5 protein-coding genes are annotated in these 5382 nt (G+C 70.4%); 4 read left to right on the top strand and 1 reads right to left on the bottom strand.

Translation table 11 applies throughout. The features are described 5' to 3' along the window. Window positions 1-84 precede the first annotated feature (84 nt). A complete protein-coding gene (hutH, locus tag BFF77_RS24485) occupies window positions 85-1632 on the top strand; it encodes a histidine ammonia-lyase (protein WP_079125458.1) in 1548 nt (515 codons plus the stop codon). 98 nt (window positions 1633-1730) lie between these two features. Here hutH and BFF77_RS24480 read toward each other — a convergent pair whose 3' ends face one another. Further along, a complete protein-coding gene (locus tag BFF77_RS24480) occupies window positions 1731-2033 on the bottom strand; it encodes a hypothetical protein (protein ID WP_066953471.1) in 303 nt (100 codons plus the stop codon). Between the two features lie 109 nt (window positions 2034-2142). Here BFF77_RS24480 and BFF77_RS24475 point away from each other — a divergent pair, with 109 nt between their 5' ends. The 3 genes from BFF77_RS24475 to BFF77_RS24465 form a co-directional block, all read left to right on the top strand. Next, window positions 2143-2502: a hypothetical protein gene (locus tag BFF77_RS24475; RefSeq protein ID WP_066953469.1), complete on the top strand. Its 360-nt coding sequence runs from the start codon at window positions 2143-2145 to the stop codon at window positions 2500-2502. A gap of 164 nt (window positions 2503-2666) precedes the next feature. After that, complete coding sequence (locus tag BFF77_RS24470) at window positions 2667-3935, top strand: L,D-transpeptidase (protein ID WP_066953475.1); 1269 nt, start codon at window positions 2667-2669, stop codon at window positions 3933-3935. Window positions 3936-4094: 159 nt separating this feature from the next. After that, window positions 4095-5382 (top strand): ABC transporter permease (locus BFF77_RS24465; protein ID WP_066953467.1); only part of this gene is annotated, 1288 nt, incomplete at its 3' end.

Below are 5382 nucleotides of genomic sequence, written 5' to 3'. Positions count from 1 at the left end.
CCCGTCCGGCGATTGAGGACGCCCCCCACCACGGCCCCCCACCGGGAGGTGACACGTTGGGATTCAGTCCGTAGGCTCCTGAATATGGATATGCACACTGTCGTGGTGGGGACGGCCGGGATCACCGGCGCGGACGTGGTCGCCGTCGCGCGCGGGCTCGCGCGGGTTGAGCTCGGGGACGAGGCGCTCGGGGCGATGGCCGCCGCCAGGGAGGTGGTGGACGCGCTCGCCGCCAAGCCCGAGCCCGTGTACGGCGTGTCCACCGGCTTCGGGGCGCTTGCCACGCGGCACATCGGGCAGGATCTGCGGACCCGGCTCCAGCGCAACATCGTGCGCTCGCACGCCGCCGGGATGGGGCCGCGCGTCGAGCGTGAGGTCGTGCGGGCGTTGATGTTCCTGCGGCTCAAGACCGTGGCGTCCGGCCGTACCGGCGTACGGCCGCAGGTCGCCCGGACCATGGCCGACGTGCTGAACGCCCGGATCACGCCCGTCGTGCACGAGTTCGGCTCGCTCGGCTGCTCCGGCGATCTCGCGCCGCTCTCCCACTGCGCGCTCACGCTCATGGGCGAGGGCGACGCCGAGGGCCCCGACGGTGTGGTGCGGCCGGCCGGCGAGCTGCTCGCCGCGCACGGCATCGCGCCGGTCGAGCTGCGCGAGAAGGAGGGCCTCGCCCTGCTCAACGGCACGGACGGCATGCTCGGCATGCTGGTGATGGCGATCGCCGATCTCAAGCGGCTCTACACCTCCGCCGACATCACCGCCGCGCTCAGCCTGGAGGCCCTCCTCGGCACCGCCAAGGTCCTCGCGCCCGAGCTGCACGCCATCCGCCCGCATCCCGGACAGGGCGTCAGCGCCGCCAACATGCTGCGGGTGCTCGCCGGCTCCGGGCTGACCGGCCACTTCCAGCAGGACGAGGCGCCGCGCGTCCAGGACGCCTACTCTGTGCGCTGCGCACCCCAGGTCGCCGGCGCCGGACGGGACACGCTGGAGTACGCGGAGGTCGTCGCCGGCCGCGAGCTGGCCTCGGCGGTCGACAATCCGGTGGTGCTGGCCGACGGACGTGTCGAGTCCAACGGCAACTTCCACGGCGCGCCCGTCGCCTACGTCCTGGACTTCCTGGCGATCGCCGCCGCCGACCTCGCCTCCATCGCCGAGCGCCGTACGGACCGGCTGCTGGACAAGAACCGCTCGCACGGGCTGCCGCCGTTCCTCGCCGACGACCCCGGCGTCGACTCGGGCCTGATGATCGCCCAGTACACCCAGGCCGCCCTGGTCAGCGAGATGAAGCGGCTGGCGGTCCCCGCCTCCGTCGACTCCATCCCGTCCTCCGCGATGCAGGAGGACCATGTCTCGATGGGCTGGTCGGCCGCGCGCAAGCTCCGTACCGCCGTCGACCATCTCACCCGGGTGATCGCCGTCGAGCTGTACGCCGCGACGCGCGGGATCGAGCTGCGCGAGGGGCTGACGCCCGCGCCCGCGTCCAGGGCCGCCATCGACGCCCTGCGCGCCGCCGGTGTCCAGGGCCCCGGCCCCGACCGTTTCCTCGCGCCCGATCTCGCGGCGGCCGACGCCTTCGTCCGCGCGGGCGGGCTGGTCGCGGCGGTGGAGCCGGTGACCGGGCCACTGGTCTGAGAGGTCCGGGCCCTGAGAGGTCCGGGCCCTGAGAGGTCCGGGAAGGAGACGAAGGGCCGCCCGGTGTTCCGGGCGGCCCTTCGTGCGGTGCGGATGGATCAGAGCACGCCCGCGTCTCTTCGCAGGGAGTGCGCGACGAACCCCGCGCCGATCATCAGAAAGGCGGATCCGCCGAACAGGTACGGCGTGGTGTCCACGCTGCCCGTGTCGGCGAGGGCGAGATGGCGTGGGCTCTTCGAGGTGCCGGAGTCCCCGGCGGAGGGGCCCTGAGCGGTGGCCGCTGACATCCTGGCCGGCCCGCCCTGCTCATCGGTGGCGTTCGCGGACGGAACGAACCACAGGGCACAGAGCAGGGTCCCGGCGGCGGTGGCTGTCAGCAGCGGTCGGCGTACGACGGACACGGAATCGATCCCCCTTGTGACAACGCCGAATTGGCTGGGTGCGCCGATGCTAGTGAAAGCAGCGGGTCGCGGGAAAGTCGCGGGGGGTCTGAGCCCTACGCTCCGTCGTATGACCACTACAGAAACATCACGGTATGTACGGCTTCGGGTGGAATTGGTGCTGGAGGTCGACGACCCGGAGAAGCTGAGCGCCACCGCCCTCGCCCGTATCGGCGCCGACGAGTTCATGCCGGACGACGAGCGCGCCCACGCCGAGACGGCCGTGGGGGAGGACGAGGCCGAGGCGATCGCGTATCTCGTGGAGCCGTTCGACCTGGTCAGGACGGTCCCCGGGGTCCAGCTCGCCCAGGCGTCCTGGACCAGCGAGCAGATCGACTACGACCCGGACTCGGCGGAGTGGGACCTCGACGACGACGATCGGGACGAGCCGGCGGAAGAGGAGGAGGAAGCCCCGGCTGGTCGGGTCTAGTACACGAGCGTGTCACCCTGGAAGCCCCGGTCCGCGTCAGCGACGGGCCGGGGCTCGCCCATGCGGAACCGCGAGTGGTGTGCGACACATCTTGGTCGATGTGGAACCGGGCGAACCGGTACAGCAGTTCTTAAGGGTTAGCGGCAGGGTTGGCGGCGTCGATGATGGAGAAGCGTGTGATGACGGACAGCAAGCGGCGCAGGGGCCTCATGGCCGCGTCCGCGGTGCTCGGCGGTGTACTGGTGCTTTCGGCCTGCAGCGAGGGCGCGGACAACGCGTCCGCCGAGAACACGAAGTCTCCGTCGTCGCAGGCTCAGGTGGACGAGGCGGCGGCCAAGGACACCTCCGAGGCCCAGATAGCCATCTCACCGAAGAACGGCGCGACGAACGTCGGCATCAACAACGACGCCAAGGTCACGGTCACCAAGGGCACCCTCACCAAGGTCGCGATGACCACGGCGGACGGCACCGATGTGCCGGGCACGCTCTCCGCCGACTCCACGAGCTGGCAGCCGGACGGACAGCTCGACCGGTCCACCACCTACAAGATCGCCGCGTCGGCCAAGGACGGCAAGGGCCGCGAGGCCCACGAGAACTCGTCCTTCACCACGGTCTCGCCCGACAACAGCTTCATCGGGAACTTCACGCCCGAGGACGGCTCCACGGTGGGCGTCGGCATGCCCGTCTCGATCAACTTCGACAAGGCGATCACCAACCAGAAGGCCGTCCAGGAGGGGATCACGGTCACCTCCAGCAGCGGCCAGGAGGTCGTCGGCCACTGGTTCAGCTCGCAGCGGCTCGACTTCCGCCCCGAGCAGTACTGGCAGGGCAACTCGACGGTCACGCTCAAGCTGGACCTGGACGGTGTCGAGGGCGCCGACGGTGTCTTCGGCGTCCAGCAGAAGACGGTCACGTTCACGATCGGCCGCAACCAGGTCAGCACCGTCGACGCCCAGAAGAAGACCATGACGGTCACCCGCGACGGCGCGACGGTCAAGACGATCCCGATCTCCTCGGGCTCCCCGGAGAACCCGACGTACAACGGTCAGATGGTGATCTCCGAGAAGTTCAAGGAGACCCGGATGAACGGCGCCACGGTCGGCTTCACGGACAACGACGGCAAGGGCGAGTACGACATCAAGGACGTCCCGCACGCCATGCGGCTGTCCACGTCCGGCACCTTCATCCACGGCAACTACTGGGGCGCCAAGTCCATCTTCGGCACCGCCAACACCAGCCACGGCTGTGTCGGTCTGGCGGACGTGAAGGGCGCGGGCGACCCCAACCAGCCGGCCGCGTGGTTCTACGAGAACTCGCTCATCGGCGATGTCGTCATCGTCAAGAACTCCCCGGACAAGACCATCAAGCCCGACAACGGCCTCAACGGCTGGAACCTCAACTGGGCGGACTGGCAGGCCGGTTCGCAGGTCTGATCCGGGCCGGGAGCCCTCGTACGGCCCGGCCGGGCCCGGCTCTCCCCGCGTACGCCCGACGGCGGCGGCACCCTCGTGGTGCCGCCGCCGTTCGCGTTCTCATCCAGCTCTCACCCGGGCCTCAACACTTCATCACGCCCGCTGCCTAGCTTCACGTCCATGTTCTTCACCTATCTCGGGCGCGAGCTGCGCCGTCGCAGAAAGGCGGCGCTCGTCGTCGCCTCGGGGCTCGCCCTGGGTATCGCGCTGGTGATCATCGTCAGCTCCGTCTCCTCCGGTATGAGCCAGGCACAGGACAAGGTCCTGCACTCGCTGTACGGCCTGGGCACCGACATGACCGTCACCAAGGCCGCCGCACCGCCCGCCGAGGGCGGCCAGACCAGGCCCCGCTTCGAGTTCGACGCCAAGGGCGACGACTCGGAGCAGAGCAGTGACCGGGTGCTGGTCCAGGGCCTCCAGACGCTCGCCGCCTCGACCGTCACCAAGGTCGGCGACCAGGACGGTGTCGCCGACGCCGTCGGCGGGCTGAGCCTGACCGTGCTCAAGGTCAACGGTGAGTTCAAGCCCGGCGAGTTCACTCCGCCGGAGGGCGGCGGAAGGGCCGGTGGCGGCGGCGCCGGGGACGGCGAGGTCCGGGGCGGCGGCGCCGCGTTCGACGTCGACAGCTACTCGGTGTACGGCACCGACGTCTCCGCGCCCGCACTCGGCCCGCTCACCTCCTCCAAGATCACCTCGGGCCGCGCCTTCACCGGCGGCGAGACCGACGCGGCCGTCGCGATCGTCGACAGCGCGTACGCCAAGGAGAAGAGCCTCGCGGTCGACAAGACCGTGACCATCTCCGGCACGAAGTTCACCGTCGTCGGTGTCGCCACGGCCGACAGCGGCGATGCCGCCGCCAACCTCTACATCCCGCTGAAGAAGGCCCAGACCCTGGCCGACTCCAAGGACAAGATCACCACGGTCTATGTGAAGGCCGCCGACTCGCAGCAGATCGAGGGCGTCAAGGCCGCCATCCAGAAGAACGTCCCGGACACGACCGTCACCACGTCGGCCGATCTCGCGGACACCGTGTCCGGCTCGCTGTCCACCGCCTCCGACCTCGCCACGACCGTCGGCACATGGCTCTCCGTCGCCGTGCTGATCGCCGCCTTCCTGGTGGCCGGTCTGCTCACCTCCTCGGCGGTCAGCCGCCGGGTACGGGAGTTCGGCACGCTCAAGGCGCTCGGCTGGAAGAGCGGCCGGGTGACCCGTCAGGTCGTGGGCGAGGCGCTCGTCAACGGTCTGCTCGGCGGGGTGCTCGGTATCGCGCTGGGGCTCGGCGGCGCGTATCTCGTCACGGCCGTCAGCCCGACGCTCACGGCCCAGCTCGGTTCGGCGGGCGGCGGCGGTGGCGGCGGCGGTGGCCGTGCCTTCGGCGGTGCTCTGGCGGGCGGCGGCGGACCGGCGC

This window comes from Streptomyces lushanensis, from assembly GCF_001700515.1.
Classification (GTDB): domain Bacteria; phylum Actinomycetota; class Actinomycetes; order Streptomycetales; family Streptomycetaceae; genus Streptomyces; species Streptomyces lushanensis.
Note: the sequence above shows the minus strand (reverse complement) of the source record. Positions and strands in the feature narration are given on the sequence as shown.

Excerpts from the sequence above, each read along its gene's own strand:
- hutH (WP_079125458.1), top strand. The coding sequence starts at position 85 with ATGGATATGCACACTGTCGTGGTGGGGACGGCCGGGATCACCGGCGCG.
- BFF77_RS24475 (WP_066953469.1), top strand. The coding sequence starts at position 2,143 with ATGACCACTACAGAAACATCACGGTATGTACGGCTTCGGGTGGAATTG.
- BFF77_RS24470 (WP_066953475.1), top strand. The coding sequence starts at position 2,667 with ATGGAGAAGCGTGTGATGACGGACAGCAAGCGGCGCAGGGGCCTCATG.